The 17,853-nt window shown below is 40.2% G+C and carries 14 protein-coding genes, 1 tRNA gene and 3 pseudogenes; 12 read left to right on the forward strand and 6 right to left on the reverse strand.

Annotated features, from left to right (window positions below):
- Window positions 1–523: 523 nt before the first annotated feature.
- Window positions 524–4,213 (forward strand): NB-ARC domain-containing protein, encoded by a 3,690-nt coding sequence (locus tag H6G26_RS30605; RefSeq protein ID WP_190734262.1) that lies wholly within the window; start codon window positions 524–526, stop codon window positions 4,211–4,213.
- Window positions 4,214–4,327: 114 nt separating this feature from the next.
- Here H6G26_RS30605 and H6G26_RS30610 read toward each other — a convergent pair whose 3' ends face one another.
- Genes H6G26_RS30610 through H6G26_RS30620 form a run of 3 tightly spaced genes read right to left on the reverse strand, consistent with a single transcriptional unit; the run spans window position 4,328 to window position 5,896 of the window.
- Entirely contained in the window at window positions 4,328–4,798 is a 471-nt protein-coding gene (locus H6G26_RS30610) for a zinc ribbon domain-containing protein (protein ID WP_190734264.1), read from the reverse strand.
- Window positions 4,799–4,835: 37 nt separating this feature from the next.
- A complete protein-coding gene (locus H6G26_RS30615; protein ID WP_190734286.1) occupies window positions 4,836–5,405 on the reverse strand; it encodes an IS630 family transposase in 570 nt (189 codons plus the stop codon).
- A complete protein-coding gene (locus tag H6G26_RS30620) occupies window positions 5,387–5,896 on the reverse strand; it encodes a helix-turn-helix domain-containing protein (protein WP_190734266.1) in 510 nt (169 codons plus the stop codon). The genes H6G26_RS30615 and H6G26_RS30620 overlap by 19 nt, the downstream gene beginning before the upstream one ends.
- A gap of 129 nt (window positions 5,897–6,025) precedes the next feature.
- Here H6G26_RS30620 and H6G26_RS30625 point away from each other — a divergent pair, with 129 nt between their 5' ends.
- From H6G26_RS30625 to H6G26_RS30635, 4 genes and pseudogenes are all read left to right on the forward strand, one after another.
- Window positions 6,026–6,922, forward strand: coding sequence for a tyrosine-type recombinase/integrase (locus H6G26_RS30625; protein WP_190734268.1), 897 nt, complete (start codon window positions 6,026–6,028; stop codon window positions 6,920–6,922).
- A gap of 96 nt (window positions 6,923–7,018) precedes the next feature.
- The gene (locus H6G26_RS43920) at window positions 7,019–7,150 is read left to right on the forward strand and encodes a hypothetical protein (RefSeq protein WP_277883929.1); all 132 of its coding nucleotides are present in this window, start codon (window positions 7,019–7,021) and stop codon (window positions 7,148–7,150) included.
- Window positions 7,134–7,765 (forward strand): annotated as a pseudogene (locus tag H6G26_RS30630) (Tn3 family transposase); the annotation flags it as partial. The gene H6G26_RS43920 and the pseudogene H6G26_RS30630, both read left to right, overlap by 17 nt.
- A gap of 374 nt (window positions 7,766–8,139) precedes the next feature.
- Complete coding sequence (locus H6G26_RS30635) at window positions 8,140–8,745, forward strand: hypothetical protein (protein WP_190734270.1); 606 nt, start codon at window positions 8,140–8,142, stop codon at window positions 8,743–8,745.
- Window positions 8,746–8,959: 214 nt separating this feature from the next.
- Here the strand turns inward: H6G26_RS30635 and H6G26_RS30640 are convergent.
- Window positions 8,960–9,160, reverse strand: a pseudogene (locus H6G26_RS30640) ((d)CMP kinase); the annotation flags it as partial.
- Window positions 9,129–10,355: a 4-hydroxy-3-methylbut-2-enyl diphosphate reductase gene (locus H6G26_RS30645; protein WP_190734274.1), complete on the reverse strand. Its 1,227-nt coding sequence runs from the start codon at window positions 10,353–10,355 to the stop codon at window positions 9,129–9,131. The gene H6G26_RS30645 and the pseudogene H6G26_RS30640, both read right to left, overlap by 32 nt.
- A gap of 487 nt (window positions 10,356–10,842) precedes the next feature.
- Between H6G26_RS30645 and H6G26_RS30650 the strand changes: the two genes are divergently transcribed.
- The 7 genes from H6G26_RS30650 (at window position 10,843) to H6G26_RS30680 (ending at window position 17,313) form a co-directional block, all read left to right on the forward strand.
- Window positions 10,843–11,568, forward strand: coding sequence for a hypothetical protein (locus H6G26_RS30650; RefSeq protein WP_190734276.1), 726 nt, complete (start codon window positions 10,843–10,845; stop codon window positions 11,566–11,568).
- A gap of 234 nt (window positions 11,569–11,802) precedes the next feature.
- Window positions 11,803–12,768: an isocyanide synthase family protein gene (locus tag H6G26_RS30655; RefSeq protein ID WP_242053973.1), complete on the forward strand. Its 966-nt coding sequence runs from the start codon at window positions 11,803–11,805 to the stop codon at window positions 12,766–12,768.
- Window positions 12,769–12,795: 27 nt separating this feature from the next.
- Entirely contained in the window at window positions 12,796–13,794 is a 999-nt protein-coding gene (locus H6G26_RS30660; protein ID WP_190734280.1) for an isocyanide synthase family protein, read from the forward strand.
- A 1-nt stretch (window position 13,795) separates the two neighbouring features.
- Window positions 13,796–14,617 (forward strand): TauD/TfdA family dioxygenase, encoded by an 822-nt coding sequence (locus H6G26_RS30665; RefSeq protein WP_190734282.1) that lies wholly within the window; start codon window positions 13,796–13,798, stop codon window positions 14,615–14,617.
- A gap of 68 nt (window positions 14,618–14,685) precedes the next feature.
- Window positions 14,686–14,759, forward strand: a tRNA-Trp gene (locus H6G26_RS30670).
- A 71-nt stretch (window positions 14,760–14,830) separates the two neighbouring features.
- Window positions 14,831–15,742, forward strand: coding sequence for an aromatic prenyltransferase (locus tag H6G26_RS30675; RefSeq protein WP_242053974.1), 912 nt, complete (start codon window positions 14,831–14,833; stop codon window positions 15,740–15,742).
- A gap of 620 nt (window positions 15,743–16,362) precedes the next feature.
- Entirely contained in the window at window positions 16,363–17,313 is a 951-nt protein-coding gene (locus H6G26_RS30680) for an aromatic prenyltransferase (RefSeq protein WP_190734284.1), read from the forward strand.
- 130 nt (window positions 17,314–17,443) lie between these two features.
- Here H6G26_RS30680 and H6G26_RS30685 read toward each other — a convergent pair.
- A pseudogene (locus H6G26_RS30685) lies at window positions 17,444–17,658 on the reverse strand (IS1 family transposase); the annotation flags it as partial.
- Window positions 17,659–17,853 lie beyond the last annotated feature (195 nt).

Raw genomic sequence — 17,853 nt, forward strand, 5'->3', positions numbered from 1 at the left:
GATAAAAAGTGGTATATTTTCTGAATCGAGCAGAGTAAACTTGAAGAAGGCAGCTATACTAAAGGCAGAAGTTTTGCACATACCCCCAGTATTGAATAGTACTAATAAAAGCTGAAAGCAATGAAAAATAAGCATACAACCTGGAATGCTATTGAGCAGTGTGTGTAAGGTTCAGGCGATCGCTTTCCCTTGCAGATGCTATGGAACGGATACCCAAAAGCGAATCTGTTTAACTGGCTTTTGCAAGAGGTCTAATGATTAAAGTGATAATTTATTGGAAATATCAATACTAGGACTTACGTATTGACAGGAAAGACCAAAGATAATTTTAAAAACCACATCTATCGTAGGGACAATTTATGAATTGCTCCTATAGCAAGGGGTTTAAATATTATCAAAGAATGATTAATATAAGCCTGAAATGACTTACTGTAATAAAAGTATACCTTGATTAATTTAGTATGTAAGTTCTAAGTACTTATACTGAAAAGTTAAATTAGTGCATATTGGGAGATTTTTAGTAATGACAGTTGAAAATTTACTAGATATTTTGGCTCGTCTTCTTCAGCAAGAAACCTTGAACGATCTTCAACTGGTAGTGTTACAGCAAGTATGGCTTGGACGCACCTATGAGGAAATCGCAGAAACTGTTGGTTACGACACCGATTATATCAAGCACATTGGTTCCGGATTATGGCGACTACTCTCACAGAAGCTTGGGGAGAAGGTAACCAAAAATAATTGCCGAGCTGTTCTTCAAAAACGTTTGCGTTCTATGAATGCTGAACAATTACAACCAACGTTAGATAGCCCACAGATAGCTCATCTCGCACAACCACAGAAAGACACTACTGAAATTGCAGCCTTAAATCGACATACTGACTGGGGAGATGCCATTGATGTTGGTTTTTTTTACGGTCGTGACTCCGAACTAGCGACACTAGAACAATGGATTACAAAAGAACGTTGTCGCTTAGTCATGCTACTAGGAATGGGAGGGATTGGAAAAACAGCATTAGCAGTGAAACTAGCGCACAAGATTCAAAGAGAGTTTGAATACCTCATCTGGCGCAGTCTTCGCAATGCACCACCCATTGAACAATTGTTGGCAGAACTAATCCAAGTTCTCTCTAACCAGCAAGAGATTAATTTACCAGAAACCTTAGATAGCCAACTCTTGCGACTAATGAAGTATTTGCGTGCCTCACGCTGTCTGCTGATTCTAGATAATGCTGAGTCAATATTGCAAAGTGGCGAGCAGACTGGAAGCTATCGAGACGGGTATGAAGGCTATGGTCAACTACTGCGATACATAGGAGAAACAGCGCATCATAGTACTCTAGTACTAACTTCACGAGAGAAACCCAAGGGCTTGGCTGCAAAAGAAGGAGACATACTGCCGATTCGCTCATTACGACTGTCAGGGTTAAGCTTGGCAGAAGTTCAGCAACTGTTTAAAATTAAAGGAAAATACACTGGCTTACAAGCGGAATGGGAATTGGTCACTTCACATTATGCAGGAAATCCGCTTGCCTTAAAAATGGTCGCAGTAGCGATTGAAGATTTTTTTGATGGTCAGTTGGGGAAGTTTGTCAAGTTTTTTCAAGAAGAAACATTTATTTTTGATGATATTCGGGACTTGTTAGAACAACAATTCCAGAGGTTAACAAGTATAGAAAAAGCATTAATGTACTGGTTAGCCATTAACCGAGAGCCAGTCACGTTATTAGATCTGCAAGAAGATATTGTTGAGAGCAATTACCGAAGTAACATTATAGAGGCGTTATCTTCTTTGCAGAGGCGATCGCTCATTGGGAAAACTGGCTCTAGCTTTACGCAACAACCTGTAGTCATGGAATACATGACAGAAAAACTAGTTGAACAAGTTTATCAAGAAATTGTAACAGGAGAATTAGAGTTACTGTGTAGCTGTGCGTTAATCCAAGCTCAGTCGAAAGATTATATTAGAGAATGCCAAATTAGTCTCATTCTCCAACCAATCGCTCAGAATTTAAGCAATCTTTTTAGAACTAAACAAGAGATTGAAGACAAATGCCAACGAATTCTTTCACAAATTCGCTCCTTTAATAATAGTGGAGGACAATCAGCGTTTTCCACTGCTGCAGGTTATGCAGGTGGCAATTTACTTAACCTGTTACAGCAACTGCAAGTTAATCTAACTGGTTATGACTTTTCCTACTTGCCAATCTGGCAAGCATATTTGCAAGGAGTAAACTTGTACAAGGTCAACTTTGCCTATGCCGATTTGGCTAAGACTATGTTTTCCGAAACCATGAGCAGCACCACATGCGTCGTCTTTAGCCCCGATGGCAACTTTTTAGCAACGTGTGACATTCAAGGCGAGATTTGCTTGTGGCAAGTTGCAGACGGGAGACGTCTTGCTAGCTATAGAGGGCACACCAACTGGATCTGGTCAGTGGCTTTCAGCCCTGATGGGAGTATGTTAGCTAGTGGCAGTGTAGACCACACTGTTAAATTATGGAACATTAAGACAGGGGAATGCTTTGCCACTTTACAAGAACATACGAACTGGGTCAATAAAGTTGCTTTCAGTCCTGACGGTCAAACCTTAGCAAGCGCTAGTTCCGACGGTACTATCAGGCTGTGGAATTTTTACACAGGTGAATGCCTTCAAACCTTGCAAGATGAGAGTTGGACATGGGCGATTGCTTTTAGTCCAGATGGTCAAACTTTGGTAAGCGGCACTGGCGACGCGACTGTGAGGATGTGGGATATTTCGACGGGTAGATGTCTCCGAACTATACAAGCACATACTAATTCAGTTTGGTCTGTTGCTTTTAACCTTAGCCCAAATGGTAAAACTTTAGCTACTGGCAGTCACGATCGCACTGTAAAGTTGTGGGAACTTTGTACAGGTCAATGTCTCCAAACTTTTCTAGGTCATACCAATTCAGTTTGGTCTGTTGCTTTCAGCCCTGATGGTCAAACTTTAGCAAGCAGCAGTGAAGACCAGACAATAAGGTTGTGGGATATACAAATGGGGCAATGCTTAAGAACCTTAACGGGACACAGTGGTCCAGTATGGTCGGTTGTCTTTCATCCTCAAGGTCAAATTTTAGCAACTGGCAGCGAAGATAGAACAGTGAGATTATGGAATGTTCAAACTGGTCAGTGCTTGAAAACGCTACAAGGGCAAACTAGCCAAATGTGGGGACTTGCTATCAGTTCAGATGGTCAAACTTTAGTTAGTGGCAGTGAAGACAAAACAGTTAGACTGTGGGATATCCACATTAGTCAATGCACCAAAGCTTTCCACGGACATAAGGGTCGAATCTGGGCTGTTGCTTTCAGCCCCGATAATAAAACTGTTGCTAGTGCTAGTAATGATTTGACTGCAAGACTATGGGATGTCCATACAGGTCTATGCTTACAGGTTTTGCAAGGACATAAGGGTAGGGTTATGACCGTTGCTTTCAGTCCTGATGGGCAGACTCTAGCAACGGGTAGTTTCGATCAAAGTGTCAAGCTGTGGGATGTTAGTACAGGGAAATGCATTAAAACAATGGAGGGACATAGCAATTGGATATTTCAAGTCGCTTTTAGTCCTGATAGACGAACTTTGGCAAGTGGCAGTCAAGATTGTACTGTAAAATTGTGGGATGTAGATACGGGTCAGTGTTTGGCAACCCTGCAAGGGCATTTAGCACAGGTGTGGTCTGTTGCTTTTAGTCCAGATGGGCAAACTTTAGCAAGTGGCAGTGAAGATAAAACTGTGAAGTTATGGGATGTTGGCAAAATCTGCTCTAGGTTAGAAAGTAAAGACACTCCTCGTGTAAAACCCATTTCAGATCTCTGTGTTGCCACCTTGCAAGGATATAATAGTCGGATTTGGTCTGTTGCTTTTAGTCCCGATGGTTGCACCCTTGCTAGTGGATGTCTCGATAAAACTTTGAAGTTATGGGATGTTCGTCCTAACCAATGTTATCAACTTATATGGAATTACATCAGCCAAGAAGAAGTTTGGTCTGTTGCTTTTAGTTCCACTGCTCCCATCTTAACTAGCAGCAGCATCGATGGCACGATTAGGCTACATAAAGTTGAGACAGGAGAGTGTTTAAGAACTTTCAGAGCCGATAGACTTTATGAAGGAATGAATATTACAAGAGTCACTGGTTTAACGGATGCTCAAAAAGTAACTTTGAAAGCTCTGGGAGCAGTTGAAGATTGCTAAATAGGGGTAGAACTGGCGAAGCTGTCATGAAGTGCAAACTAAACGGTTTAGTTTAGAAAGGCAATAAAACTTGATTTAAGTAACTCTAGTTAGAAGTAATAAATCATACTAATATTAACGGAAACGGCTTTGAGATTCAGAATCCTTAGATGCCTTATATGGAAAGCCGCAGTAAGGACAAAAGCGAAATTTTAATGATGTAATTGGTTCATTACACTGAACGCAACTATTACGTAAGCCAGTTCCGCACAGAAAACAAAACTGCGATCGCGGCAATAACCATATTTCTTCAACGCCTGTGCCTGGAGTCCAACAGTGGGGGCAAAATTTGATCGCATCTGATGGGATTATTGACACACCTCGGACAACGGCATCAAGGTACTCAGGTGGAATCTGCAATGCGATGGCTAACCCACGCTGACTTTTGCTATTGACCTTAGTAGTCATCCCTCGTTCAATCTTACCCAAACTTTGAAGATGAATGCCCGCCTTCATAGCCAAATCATTTTGACTTAATGAAAGGCTGGTACGTATTCTTTTAACGTACTCTGCCAGGGATTCTTGGGGTTGAGGGGTATTGTCCATGGTTTAAGTATGTGTTAAAATATGCTTTTATACCAATTTAATATGAAGCTGCATAGAATAGAGCTTCCAGGATAAAGTTATAAGAAGAGACAGAAATTACCTGCTCAAATGTAAGTTGGTCAAATATTTCTTGGATGCGATCGCGTAAAGCTTGTAAAGAAGAAAAAAGTTGATTTTTGAGAGGTTTCTTGAGAGCTTGCCAAAGCCTTTCGATAGGGTTGAGTTCAGGAGCCGATGGTGGTTGAAATAGAGGAATAATATTCTCTGGCCAGTTAATCGCTGAACTTGTATGAGCAGGCGCTTGGTCAATCTGTAAAATGGCATAATCTGAGCCTATTTGCTGGGATAGCCAGTCCAAAAACTGTTGAAAACACTCACTATTCAGTTTTGGGTACTCATAAAGAAAATGGTCTCCAGTCAATGGTTCAATTGCACCATAAATCCAAAAGTTTTCCCGTGGCCATTTCACCTCAACAGTAGGCTTGACTCCAGAGGCAGTAATCACTTTTCCTGTAAGAGTTTTCAGTCCCAGCCTCGTTTCATCCTGGCATAGGTAGCGAACACACTTACCGGGTGCTAGATGTTCTTCTAAACAATTAAGAATGATTCCAAGTTTTTTTTAAATTCAGATACCAATTTCTCGTCTTGCTTATGGCTTTGAGGGCGAGGCACTTTTAGTTTTGCTCCTAATCGATATCGAACCCAAGCATAAACCGTTGCATACTCTACATCTTGTCCATGTTCTTCTTTCAACCACTCAACTATTGCACCATAGCTAGTAAAGCCTTTCCCTGTTTTTAGCTCCTCCTCCAGTGCTGCGATCGCTGCGTCATGAATTTTGCGTTTTGCTCCTGGAGCTTTTTTCATTTCCAGTAATTCATGTAGCCCACCTGTTCTATACTTTTGCAACCACCTTGTCACGGTTGAGGTATCTTTCGCCAAGCGTTTTCCAATTTCTTGCTGCTCCTTAACCTGCCCGCTTTTTATCCACCACAGCATCTGTAGTTTCTCTTTCTGGTTTCCCAAATTAGCTGTTTGTAGACGTTTTTTAAGTTCTTCTTCGCTCTCTACGATTTCAATCTTAAAAGGGCGGCTCATGCTTATTTTAATTTATCGAGTTTGTTTTCTCTATTATATGCAGCTTCATATAAAATTGGTATTAGTTATATTATTTAAATATCTTTTTAAAGATTATACGCTGCTTTTAGTCCGAAAAATAGGTAAAGTATGACAACTACATTAGCACAAGTTGCTACAGCTTTTCTTTGCCGACAAGGATTAGCTGCTAGTACAGTAAAATCTTATGAAGAAACGCTACTATCTTTGCTGAGAGAGCATGGGAGATTACCTGTAGAGTTAGTAGACCGTCAACTGATAAAAGACTACTTAAAAAACTTAAAAAATCTAACATATACGACTCATAATCGTCATCAAGCGATAATCAGCGCCTTGTTTAATTTTGCTGTAGATGAAAGCTATATTCAATCAAACCCAGCCAGCCGTTTAAGTCTGCGTAAACCAGAACGAGAACGGGGTGAACACAAGACAGACCAGATCATACGCTATCTCACGCCATCACAATTAGATATTTTGTATGCAAACGTCAAAAAATCTAATGCCAGACTGGAGACGATAGTCCGCTTACTCCATCGAAGTGGAGCCAGAATCGGAGAATTACTATCGCTAGAGTTAGGGCAGATAAATATGGAGCAACGCAAGTTCCAGGTCGTGGGTAAAGGCAACAAACAACGCTGGTGTTTTTATAGTGAAGATGCAGAAATTGCTTTAAATGATTATATAAAGTATTATCGTTACAACTTTGGTCGAGGATTATTCACAGCCCAGCACCCAACGACCAAAGTTGTAACGCCAGTAAGTTATCGAGCTATTCTTGCAGACTGGAGAGAAGTAATTGACCAAAGTCAGGAATTAAAAGGAATTCGGCTTCATGACCTGCGTCATACTTTTGCCACAGAGCGGGTTGGATTGATGGCGATTGAGGAGTTACGGGCATTGATGGGACACGAAAATATCCAAACTACCTTACGCTACCAGAAAATCACATCTTCACGGGCAGAATCAGTAGCTAAAACAGCTTTAGATAATTTATTAAATAATATATAAATTGTTTATTTTTAAGTTAGATGTTCAGCCAACAAAGCAGCACTTACTCAAAGTAGTGTAGAGTATAAAGCATACTCCGCATCAAGTGAGTGAGGCATGAGCAAACGAAACTGGGAACCAGAAGAACTGGTAGAGTATTGGACGCTTCTACCAAAGGAATTAGAGCTATTAGCCCACAAAAATCCTCAAAATCGCTTGATTTTTGGTTTATCTGATGCCACGTATTAAACGCATTAATGTTCAAAAATTATATTTACCAATCAATGGAAGTGCCAGTGATTATCCCAACCTACAACCTGTTCTGACTCGGACAATCAACTGGAATTTAATTCGTCAGCAATATGACCAAATGATTAAGTATGCTACTGCACTTCGTTTAGGAATAGCAGAAACAGATGCTATCTTAAAGCGTTTTACTAGGGGAAATTTGTTGCACCCTACTTATCAAGCTCTATGTGAATTAGGGAAAGCAGTCAAGACCATCAATAATGTCAATATCTGCATTCAGCAGAACTGCGTCGAGAAATTAATGAGGGGCTAAATGTAGTTGAAAATTGGAATAGTGCTAACAGTTTTATTTTTTATGGCAAGGGTGGAGAAGTAGCCACTAATCGCTTAGAAGATCAGGAGTTGGCTATTTTATCCTTACATCTGCTGCAAATTTCATTGGTGTATATTAATACATTGATGATTCAGCAGGTATTGTCACAACCGCAGTGGTTCAAGTTAATGAAAAAACAAGACCTACGGGCACTTTCACCTTTGATTTGGTTACATATCAATCCTTACGGTACTTTCAAGCTGGATATGAATGAACGTTTGCCCATTGAGACTGTTGCATAAACACGAATGTCCAACCATGCAACTCTTGTTATGTCTTCTCTATTCAGGATAACTATTACCTTTTTAGTTAGGCGAGCGCCAAAACAGTGTTTCATGCGATCGCTCCTAACCGTGCGTTGATTGATAATATCCCAACAAAGAGCCGAAGAAGAAAGAGAAACGTCTACGGTTACGCTTGGCTTTTAAACTAAACTGTTTAGTTTGCACTTGGTGACAGCTTCGCCAGCTCTTCCCCAAATAAGCGTTAGTTCGGGTATGTGTTGATGTGGGATAGGGAACTACATCTACGGTTTTTTCAGTATAGTACTACCGACATTCCGCATGAGTAAATATACTCAAAAAGTTGCTCTTTGCAGCTAATTTTTGTTCCTTGTATGGCTCCTTTTGTTATGAGTGTTACTGATTTGAATAAGTCTATTCTTAGACAAGAACCTACCAGTGATATAATTCAGCAAATCATTAACGAACACACTTATGAAGATGCCACTCACTTGCCTTGGTACTTAGAAGATTTGGAGAAATTAAACCTTGACCAAATTTTTAGTTTTAAAGATACTCTAAGATTTATTTGGAGTCGGGAAACAAAGGCAGCACGTCAGTTAGTTTACTGTTTGATTGGAAATAGCTTCAAAGCTAATCCTATCGAAAAATTGATTATAACTCAAGTTTTAGAAGCAGCAGGAAATGTTTTTTTTGTAGTGTCTACACAAGTTGTTAATGAACTCAAATTGATAACTCAAAAAAAGTATCGGTATTTTGGAGAGTTTCATCTAATGAGGGAAACTGGACACGTTATGTGTACAACTGATATAGAGCAGATTACTGAAAAGATACAAATGTCAGAAGAAGCTTGTCAATATGCTTTTGAGTTAGTTGAGCAAGTGTTTAAAGCTTTCACAGAATTTGCAAATGAGCTTTTTACATACGCACAAATTCACCAAAGTGAACGAATAAAGCCACAACTTGTTGATGTACGTTAACGTATACATAAGTTGGACAGAGTACAATACCTTTCGGTTAAGGAATTTCTTGGTTGAGGCAGGCAGGGGAGGCAGGGGGAGAAGAGAAGCAGGGGGGGAAGGACTATTGAAGAATAACTCTCTTTCCTCCCCTGCATCCCCTGCATCCCCCGCATCCCCTGCTCCCCCTGCTTAACCGAAAGGTATTGGGACAGAGTAAGGTTAACTGGATTTAGCACTGTTCGACTACAGCGGCAATTGCAGCTTCGTCGCCCACAGCAATTCCATTATTCAACACATACCAGGTAACTGCCCGGTACATAGCACCAGTGTCCAAATACAGGAGCCCTAAGATTTGAGCGACTTGGCGCGTGACTGTGGATTTGCCAGCACCCGCAGGACCATCAATCGTGACAATGGGTTTGCAGTTGTGTAGATTTATTTTTGATTTCAAATATCTTTTCAATAACATCAGCAACTACGCGATTGGGAGTCGAGGCTCCGGCAGTAATTCCTACGACAATGGCACCGGAAGGGAGCCAGTTTTCAGTGAGTGCTAAATCTTGATGCAAGGGTTTGTGCTGAATTTGATTGTCCGGTTGAATTCGTTCGCTACTATCGATGTGATAAGCAGGAATACCTTTGTTACTAGCAATTTCTAACAAGTGAGTTGTGTTGGAAGAATTGAAGCCACCCACAACAACTACCAAGTCAAGTTTTTCCTCTAACAACTCGAACATAGCATCTTGACGTTCTTGAGTGGCATCGCAGATGGTATTGAAACTGAGGAAATGGTGATTTAATGTGTTTGGACCGTATTTCTTCATCATTGCACGTTCAAACAGTTTGCCAATCTCTTCAGTTTCGCTCTTGAGCATTGTCGTTTGATTAGCAATACCAACCCGTTCTAAGTCGGTATCTGGATTGAAGCCAATAGAACAGGCATTGTAAAATTTTGTTAGAAATTCATTGCGATCGCCATTATTGAGAATGTAGCTGCAAACGTATTCTGCTTCTGCCAAGTTTCGTAATATTAAGTATTTATCAGCGAAAGAACTGGTAGCAATAGTTTCTTCATGGTCGTATTTACCGTGAATAATGGAGGTATAGTCAACCTTCTTGTGCTTCTCAACCGTATTCCAAACTTTAGAAACCCACGGGCAGGTTGTGTCTATAATGATACAACTTTTATCATTCAGTAGCTGCATCTCTTGAATGCTGGCACCAAAAGCAGGTAGAATTACGATATCCCCTGCGGCGACAACAGAAAAGTCTTTGAGTCCGTATTTTAAGGGAATAAATTCCACTTGCATATTCCTTAAGTTCTGGTTGACTAAAGGATTATGGATAATTTCATTGGTAATCCAAATTCGTTTGTCTGGGAATTGTTGGCGGGTTTCATAAGCCATCGCTACGGAACGTTCAACACCCCAACAAAAGCCAAATGCTTGTGCCAGTCGGATTGTGACTTCTCCCCATTGCAGTTTGTAGCCATTTTCCTGAATCTGCCGGATTAAGGTGCTGTGATATTCAGAACGTAGCAACTCTGTTATCTCCTTTTCTCGCCCAAACCCTTTGCGATAGTATTTATCTGAATGGTGGAGCGAGCGTTTAAAAGCTTTTGTATCCATCTCTGATAATAGGAAACTTCTTTGATGGTGAGTATGACTTGAAATCAGAACTTTCACAATGTGAAAAGGTGATAAAAAGTGTGATAAGTATCGGGTTGTTCTCACAACATCTAGTGAAATTAGCTACAGTATCGGTTTTGAGTAGGTTTGAAACTGGGTGTTGTTAGCGAAAATGCCTTCACTTGTTTAATCACCTTTTAGCACTGCTAAGGGTATTTGTCGAACATATACTGATTATTAACTGCAGCAGGTAAATCAAGCGTTGCTTTAAAGAATGTATTGTGTACGCGCACTAATTAACATAAATTGAATTGGTTTCATCTCAAGGTTGCAATTAGCGGTTGCCCTTTAAGTGTAGAAAACCAATGCTTTTCTAATCATCTTATGATTAAGCAACATCATATTATCCCTGTTCTGTATTACTTGACAACGCCCTAACCTGTCCCTCATCCCCAAATTTAATCTTTATTAAAAGGAACAAAAACTCATGAAGCGAAATTTAATTGTTGCTGCTGTTGTTTTCTTGATATACATTTGCCTTGGAATGAATACCCCTGCTAATGCCCTTGGTGCTAAATTAATTCCCATCAAAAATGCAGGATTTGAAGAGCCCATCGTGAAGGTGGAAGATGATTATACTATTGAAACACCTCTTGGTTGGACAACATACAACCCAAATGGTCTGATACCTGCAAAACGAAAAAAATGGACTTCAAGCTTAGGAAGTATTGCTTCCTCAAACTTCTCAAGTACTGGCGTAGGGAATCCAGCCCCCTCACACTATTATTTCGGTGAAGCTCAGGAAGGCGAGAATGTAGGAATTGTTTTTCTGCCACTACCTCTTGGAAGCGGCATCGCTGGTCTGGAACAGACGCTTGATGCCGTCTTAGAACCCAACACAAAGTACACGTTGACGGTTGATATCGGCAATACAGGGGGTGATGTCGAGGGTCTTTCCTTACATGCTGGTTTCCCTGGCTATCGCGTAGAATTGCTAGCGGGTAATACAGTTCTGGCTGCTGACCACAATAATCTTTATATCAAAGAAAGAACCTTCAAGACATCAACGGTGACATTCACTACTACGCCTGAATGCCCTTATCTAGGTGAAAAACTAGGAATTCGGCTCATTAATCTCTTACAAGGTTCACCTTGGCTTGCTGATACTGATTTTGATAATGTCCGCTTAACTACAGAACCAGTTAAACTCTAGACAAAAGAGCACTCATTATGACCAATTCACGCTTAATGTGAATTAGCACAAAAGGAAAGGGGAAGTCAAAAGCTAAAAATAGCCAAATATATTCAAAAGACTTCTCCATCAATCTGGGCATTGCATAATTCATTCCACACCTTATGCAACGCCTAACAAGATACACAGCTTTTCCAAAAAGAAGTTAAATTCAGCGCCTAAACCCCAAAGTATAGGAGCAGCATAGCTCAAATAATGGATAGTACTAAATCAAAAATGCTAGACGAACAAATCCTTAAGTGTGTGTTTCGCTATCGCCGTTTATTGTCAGAGACGGAACTTTGTGCAAAAGAACCCTGTCCAATGTGTCTAGCGCCTCATCTTGCGAAGATCCAGTTCTTTATTAAACAGCAAAAGCCAATCCACTTTATTCTCCCCGCATTCCCTGCTAAATCTCCCAATCCCTTTAAAGTTTTAGGACCAATGCCAGATATGGGAGAACGGGTTGCACTGCAATTTCTTCAGTCCCTGTGCGATCGCATTCGTGAAATATACGCCCCTGGAGCAAAAGTGACAATTTGTTCTGATGGTCGGGTATTTAGCAATCTAGTTGCTATTGCAGACGAGAATGTGACTTTATACCGTCAGGGAATTATACAAATACTGGATGAAATTAAAGCAAATAATATTGATATCTTTAATCTTGACAATGTCTTTGGTGAAATGAGCTTTGATGAGATGAGAAAAACACTTGTCAAACAATATGCTCAACCTATTGAAACTATCCGAAAACGAGTAAACACAGAACAGCGTTATTGTCAATTTTTCAATGGTATGTATAACTTACTTTTTGACGATTATGTAGTTTTGTCCCCTAACAAATCTCGTGCTCAAATTGAAATTGAATGTAATGCACGAACTTATGAAGTTATTCAACGAAGTCATGCTTGGACGACACTAGTTGCAAAACACTTTCCCAAATCGCTGCGGTTGTCTATTCACCCTCAACCTTATCACTCGGAAAAAATTGGTATTCACACGATCAAAACCTCAGATCCGTGGGGAACTCCATGGCACAATGCTCCAGTTTTTGATGGCAAAGAGTTCATGCTGATGAAGCGCAGCGATGTCGAAAGCATGGGTGCAACACTTGTTTGCCACAATGGTCATCCCAGTCATTACGTCTGGTCTAAAAAACCGCTCTCAACACAAAAACTTTAACTGCTAATCACATAACATACTTTCAATATGGCTCAAACAATGAATCTTACCCAATCAAAAATGATTGGTGAACAATTACTAAAGCATCTCTTCCGTTATCGCCGTTTATTATCAGATACAAATACTTGTACACATCAACCTTGTCCAATATGTCTGGCTCCTCATCTTCAAAAAGTCCAGTTCTTTATTGAACACAACGAGCCACTCCACTTTATTCTCCCAGCCTTTCCCGCTAAATCACCCAATCCTCAAAAAGTTTTAGGGCCAATGCCAGATATGGGAGAACGGGTTGCACTGCAATTTCTTCAGTCCCTTTGCGATCGGATTCGTGAAATATATGCTCCTGGAGCTAAATTAACAATTTGTTCTGATGGTCGGGTATTTAACGAGCTTGTCGCTGTCTCAGATGAGAATGTGACTTTATACAGTCAAAGAATTCAAGCGCTGTTAAATGAAATTAAGGCAGATGCGATTGATGTCTTCAATCTTGAAGATATGTACACTGAGATGAGCTTCGATGAGATGAGAAAGACACTTATCGAACTCTATGCCCAACCCATTGAAACTATCCAAAAGTCTGTTAAGAACGAGGAACAGTACCGTCAGATGTTCAATGGCATTCACCGTTTTCTTTTCGAGGATTATCTGGTGTTGGAACCTCATAAAAGTCGTAATAAGATTCGAGTCGAATGCAAGGCACGAGCTTATGAGGTTATTCAACGAAGTCATGCTTGGAGCGCATTAATTGCAAAACTTTATCCCAAATCGCTGCGGTTGTCTATTCATCCTCAACCTTACCACTCGGAAAAAATTGGTATTCACACGATCAAAACATTAGATCGGTGGGGAACTCCATGGCACAATGCTACTGTGTTTGATGGCGAAAAATTCATGCTAATGAAACGGAGCTATCTCGAAAGCATGGGAGCTTCATTAGTTTGGCATAACGGTCATCCCAGTCATTACGTCTGGTCTGAGCAGAAATCGCAGCCTTTAGTCACTGTTGCATATCAGGAGGTTAAGTGATATGCTTTCTGTTGAGAATCAACAATCGCTTCAATTGAATGTCAAATCATTAAGCCCTTTTGGTACACTTATAGAAGCGACTGAGCCACAATCAGATCTCAAACAACTGCCCATTGCACAATTACGTCAACTCGTTTGGAATTATAGTCTAATTGTTCTGCGTGGTTTCGCACTATTTGAGCGCGAAGAATTGTCCCGCTATTGTCAGCGTTGGGGTGAGTTACTGACTTGGAACTTTGGTACAGTTCTCGATCTGGTCGTTCACCAAAATCCTGAGAACTACTTATTCACCAATGGGAATGTACCATTTCATTGGGATGGAGCTTTTGCCAAAGCTGTGCCAAGCTTTTTATTCTTTCAATGTCTTAAAGCTCCAGGAAGAGGAAGTGGTGGTGAAAGCTTATTTTGCAATACGACACGGGTATTACAAAATGCCAGCCCTAAGCAACGTGAGGTGTGGCAGAAGATTGCCATTACTTACAGCACACAAAAGGTAGCTCACTACGGCGGAAAGATTATGGAAGCTCTTGTCAGCAAGCATCCCATCACTGGTGTTCCAACACTTCGTTTTGCAGAACCACTGAATGAAGATAGTGTCAACCTTAATCCTCTGTTTCTTGAAGTTTCGGGTCTCCCACCTCAACAAAACAACGACAAATTTCTCCACGAGCTCATTGCCAGCCTTTACCTACCAGAACACTGTTTCGCGCACGAATGGCAGGAAGGAGATTTTCTCATTGCAGATAATCATGCACTGCTGCATGGTCGTCATCCCTTTCATTCAGATTCAGACCGATATCTACAGCGCGTACATATCTTGTAACTATAGCAAAGCATGAGGTTGACACCTCAATAGTGCGTTTTGTGACTACTGCTCTCAACACAATTTATGTGGGGATGGTGTAACTGGTTAACATCTTGGTCTCCAAAGCCAAAGAATCTAGGTTCAAATCCTAGTCCCCACGCTGCGGTTTTCTTACCGTTGCTCTCAATACAATTAACAATTCTCTTGTTTGAAATTCAGAGGAACTAAAAAATGAATGATGTTAACCGTATACGCACCGACATTGTAAATGTTGCCAAAACTTTCGGAGCGGAATACTCTGAAACAGTTATCGAAGAAGTATTCCAAGTTTTTGGTGACGAGTTTGTTAATAACTCATCTATGATTAGGACGAGCAATAAACAACCGGACAAACTAAATTGCTCTTTGCGCTATTTTGAAGATGACGAGCAGTATCTTGGTCTTGGATGGGATACTGCAAGGAAATCAGGTTTGTTAACTGACCAAGGTCGCCCTGTAGACCGACTAGTACCGGAAATTTGTGAGACTTTTCCAGTGATTACGGATGGTGTAGATTTTGATGTAAAACATGGGTTAGTAAAGATTTGGCAGATTTTTAGAGGAGTTGCCCCTGTTGAACAGGCTTTTAAATTACCGTCTTTGCCAAAGAGTGTAACTGCCCATGCAGGTTTTTTCAAAAAGTATCATCTTGATGCTCTCTGCGCTTTGGGAATTGATTACCACCACAACTCAGTAAATCTCTATTTCGACACCTATCACCTAGAACATCATACATCTGTGTATTACAAAAACCTGTTGCAGGATTTACAATTTCAATTGCCTTCTGATAAAGTTCTTGAAGTTTTGAAGAATAATGGAGAAATTGGACTTACCTTCAATTATTCTCTATCCCGAATTGAGCGGCTGTGTTTTTATAGACCCTTTTTCACTCGTGAAGCTGTGGCTCAAGAGCTTGTTAATCCACTACTGAAAAAATTTGTTGAGGAGGCTCCGGCATTAGTGGATAATCCAGGTTTTGTTTTAGGTTGGTCATTCGGTCCACAAGGAGGAAAGGGAACATACGTTAAGGTTGACGTAGATTACCATGACCGAATTGTACCTTTATTTGTGAAAGCACACAATGCACAGCCAACCGCTGCCTAAAGCCGAGCCTACCCTCACATTACAAGGGAATATGACATTGCGTTCAAACAGGGACATTTCAGAAAGCAAAGTATAGGATGCATTCGTGACAAGTTAAGATAACACTACTTTTGTCAATTAGAAAGTATGCTAAAAAGTGAATAAAATGAGGTATCAAGCTTATAGCGTTTCCTAAGCAAGTGAGGTACACCTAAATCTTGCTCACCAAAGTTAGTAGCTTTAAAAACGTACCTCACTAGGTTGGGAACCGCTATAGCTTTGTACTAAGTTTTTAGAATAAATATGAATAATGAGTACAAAGATTAGGCGATCGCATAGTAGCGGCTTCCGCATTGCTAACCCAAAAACGATGTTTTCTATCACGATTTTTAGCCGATTTTCACTTTAAAAGTATATTGACAAATGTGTCATGCTCTTAACTTGTCTTCACAAACAACCCTACACTTTTATTTAGCAAGCCCTAAGCACTTACCTTTACTAATTTTCACATATTTTTTCTCTTAGTAAATATTACTTACAGGCTTGTTTGATAATTGCATACTGATAAATATTAATTCACTATTTTAAGTGAAGTTTAAATCGTCTCCACACCTAAGCTGTATTAAAAGGAGCAAAAACTCATGAAGCGAAATTTAATTGTTGCTGCTAACGATGTTAACCGTATACGCACTGATATCGTTAATGTTGTCAAAACTTTCGGAGCGGAATACTCTGAAACAGTTATCGAAGAAGTATTCCAAGTTTTTAGTGACAAGTTCGTCAATAACTCATTTATGATTAGGACGAGCAACAAACAACCGGACAAACTAAACTGCTCTTTGCGGTATCACGAAGAGGACGAGCAGTATCTTGGTTTTGGATGGGATGTTGCAAGGAAATCAGGTTTATTATCCGATCGAGGTCGCCCTGTAGACCGACTAGTACCGGAAATTTGTGAGACTTTTCCAGTGATTGCAGATGGTGTAGATTTTGACGTAAAATATGGGTTAGGGAAAATTTGGCAGTTTCTTAGAGGAGTTGTCTCTGTAGAACAAGCTTTCAAGTTATCATCTTTGCCAAAGAGTGTAACTGCCCATGCAGGTTTTTTCAAAAAGTATCATCTTGATGCTCTCTACGCTTTGGGAATTGATTACCACCACAACTCAGTAAATTTCTATTTCGACACCTATCACCCAGAACATCATACATCCGAATATTACAAAAACCTCTTGCAGGATTTACAATTTCAACTACCTTCTCATAAACTTCTTGAAGTTTTGAAGAATAATGGAGAAATTGCACTTACCTTCAATTATTCTTCATCTCGGATTGAGCGGTTGTGTTTTTATATGCCCTTTTTAACTCGTGAAGCTGTGCCTCAGGAGCTTCTTAATCCACTACTAAAAAAATTTGTTGAGGAGGCTCCGGCATTAGTGGATAATCCAGGTTTTGTCGTGGGTTGGTCATTCGGCCCAAAAGGAGGAAAGGGAACATACGTTAAGGTTGACGTAGACTACCATAACCGGACTGTACCTTTATTTGTAAAAGCGCACAGCCAACCGTTACCTAAAGAGTTTACCCTCACATTATAAACAGTACTCATATGTTTGCTGGCAATCAATTATATTTGTGGTTTTCATCATGAATTATGCGATAGCTTCGCTCCTGCCCTCTAGGCAGATCGCCATATCCTTGCGGGGGCAAAGCCCCCATATCGGATACCGTTGTATAATGCATTTTTTTCACTTTTTCTATTGCACGGAAACCAAAACCATTCACATACATTTCTAGACATTCACGTTTAATTTCATCGCTGTATCCTTTTTGATTACGATATTCAGTAAATTGACGACCACATTTGCACAAATGTAGTTTTGTTTACCTCTTTGTTTCCCATTTTTATAGATATGATTTGAACCGCAACATGGACACTCCATGAAGATTCACTTCTAATTCATATTCTTATTATGCAACGTCACAATTTCAGTACAAAGACAAATCAAGTATCTTATGTTTCATCTAGACACACGTTCAACTACAAAATCTCACGCTCTCGTTATAGGTGGAAGTATTGCTGGTATGCTAGCTGCTCAAGTTCTGTCTAAACATTTTGAGCAAGTAACAATTGTGGA

The sequence above is a fragment of the Nostoc sp. FACHB-888 genome, assembly GCF_014696655.1.
GTDB lineage: Bacteria > Cyanobacteriota > Cyanobacteriia > Cyanobacteriales > Nostocaceae > Nostoc.